Origin of the sequence: Bacillus sp. UNC69MF, assembly GCF_000746035.1 — a bacterium.
Lineage (GTDB): Bacteria > Bacillota > Bacilli > Bacillales > Bacillaceae > Bacillus > Bacillus velezensis.
Genome location: NZ_JQKM01000026.1, coordinates 1 through 1,702, shown reverse-complemented (window position 1 = coordinate 1,702; position 1,702 = coordinate 1). Strand labels below are relative to the sequence as shown.

4 protein-coding genes are annotated in these 1,702 nt (G+C 42.5%); all 4 read left to right on the top strand.

The annotated features are described in order from the left end of the window. The first annotated feature begins 365 nt into the window (after positions 1-365). Genes infA through rpsK form a run of 4 tightly spaced genes read left to right on the top strand, consistent with a single transcriptional unit; the run spans position 366 to position 1,535 of the window. Complete coding sequence (gene infA, locus BR62_RS0112110; protein ID WP_003156508.1) at positions 366-584, top strand: translation initiation factor IF-1; 219 nt, start codon at positions 366-368, stop codon at positions 582-584. 33 nt (positions 585-617) lie between these two features. Continuing rightward, on the top strand, positions 618-731 hold the full coding sequence (rpmJ, locus tag BR62_RS0112105; protein WP_003156543.1) for a 50S ribosomal protein L36: 114 nt from the start codon (positions 618-620) through the stop codon (positions 729-731). 22 nt (positions 732-753) lie between these two features. Then, complete coding sequence (gene rpsM / locus BR62_RS0112100) at positions 754-1,119, top strand: 30S ribosomal protein S13 (RefSeq protein ID WP_003156545.1); 366 nt, start codon at positions 754-756, stop codon at positions 1,117-1,119. A 20-nt stretch (positions 1,120-1,139) separates the two neighbouring features. Continuing rightward, complete coding sequence (gene rpsK / locus BR62_RS0112095; protein ID WP_007410409.1) at positions 1,140-1,535, top strand: 30S ribosomal protein S11; 396 nt, start codon at positions 1,140-1,142, stop codon at positions 1,533-1,535. Positions 1,536-1,702: the final 167 nt, after the last annotated feature.

Genomic DNA, 1,702 nt, shown 5'->3' with positions numbered 1-1,702 from the left:
CGATTACGGAAACGGGTTTTGATATACTGACAAAAGTCTAGATGATGAAATGAATTCCATGACACATGTTTTTCATTCCGCACCTGGGCAGATTGTAGGTTTACAATTGGTCGGAAGAAAAACCGGCTAGCTGCTGTCACCGGAATGAAGATTCATCATCGTGTACTAAAGCAGACGGAGAAAAGCGTACATTTCATTCTCCTTAGAAATAGAATATCAATCATTCACCCTTTATGATTGCGTATCTCCGGAAGTTCAGAACAGTATAAACGAAACAGGGCGTGTGACAAACGGATAACTGAGATTTTCTCTTTTGAAATTTGTCAGAGAGCAAGTTACTGATTTGAAGAAGGGAGAACACTTGAATGGCGAAAGACGATGTAATTGAAGTGGAAGGTACGATTGTCGAAACACTGCCAAACGCGATGTTCAAAGTTGAACTCGAAAATGGCCATACGGTTTTGGCTCACGTATCTGGTAAAATCCGCATGCACTTCATTCGCATTTTACCTGGAGACAAAGTTACGGTAGAATTATCTCCATATGACTTAACTCGTGGCAGGATTACGTACCGTTACAAATAAAGCACTCCGGAAACTGAAGGAGGTTGGAAACACATGAAAGTGAGACCATCAGTTAAACCAATCTGCGAGAAATGTAAAGTTATTCGCAGAAAAGGAAAAGTAATGGTGATCTGTGAAAATCCAAAGCATAAACAAAAACAAGGATAATTAATAAGGAGGTGCCCAGAGAATGGCTCGTATTGCTGGTGTAGATATCCCACGTGACAAACGTGTTGTTATTTCTTTAACATATGTCTTCGGAATTGGCCGCACAACGGCTCAGCAAGTCTTGAAAGAGGCTGGTGTTTCTGAAGATACTCGTGTGCGTGATCTTACTGAAGAAGAACTTGGTAAAATCCGTGATGTTATTGACAAACTGAAAGTAGAAGGTGACCTTCGCCGTGAAGTTTCTCTTAACATCAAGCGTCTGATCGAAATCGGAAGCTACCGCGGAATCCGCCATCGCAGAGGTTTGCCTGTTCGCGGACAAAACTCTAAAAACAATGCGCGTACTCGTAAAGGTCCGCGTCGTACTGTAGCTAACAAGAAAAAATAAGTAAGGGAGGTACCTAAACAATGGCTGCTGCTCGTAAACAAAACACGCGTAAACGTCGCGTGAAAAAGAATATTGAGTCAGGAATCGCTCATATTCGTTCAACTTTCAACAACACGATCGTTACGATCACTGATACTCATGGTAATGCTCTTTCTTGGTCAAGTGCCGGAGCTCTAGGATTCAGAGGTTCTCGTAAATCTACTCCTTTTGCTGCGCAAATGGCTGCTGAAACAGCTGCTAAAGGTTCAATCGAACACGGACTTAAAACTCTTGAAGTAACTGTTAAAGGACCAGGTTCTGGCCGTGAAGCTGCAATCCGTGCTTTACAAGCTGCCGGACTTGAAGTTACAGCTATCAGAGACGTAACTCCTGTTCCTCATAATGGATGCCGTCCACCAAAACGTCGCCGCGTGTAATTTGTTTGTATAGATTTTGTGTCCCTGTCAATAATGGGTTATGATACAGTTATTTATGAAACGAATGCACCGACTCGTTGCCTGAGCACATACGGGACTAAACAATGGGGAATTTCGGATGGAATCTCATATGATTCTATTCGAGGTTTCGACGTTTTGAAGGAGGG

Excerpts from the sequence above, each read along its gene's own strand:
- infA (WP_003156508.1), top strand. The coding sequence starts at position 366 with ATGGCGAAAGACGATGTAATTGAAGTGGAAGGTACGATTGTCGAAACA.
- rpmJ (WP_003156543.1), top strand. The coding sequence starts at position 618 with ATGAAAGTGAGACCATCAGTTAAACCAATCTGCGAGAAATGTAAAGTT.
- rpsM (WP_003156545.1), top strand. The coding sequence starts at position 754 with ATGGCTCGTATTGCTGGTGTAGATATCCCACGTGACAAACGTGTTGTT.
- rpsK (WP_007410409.1), top strand. The coding sequence starts at position 1,140 with ATGGCTGCTGCTCGTAAACAAAACACGCGTAAACGTCGCGTGAAAAAG.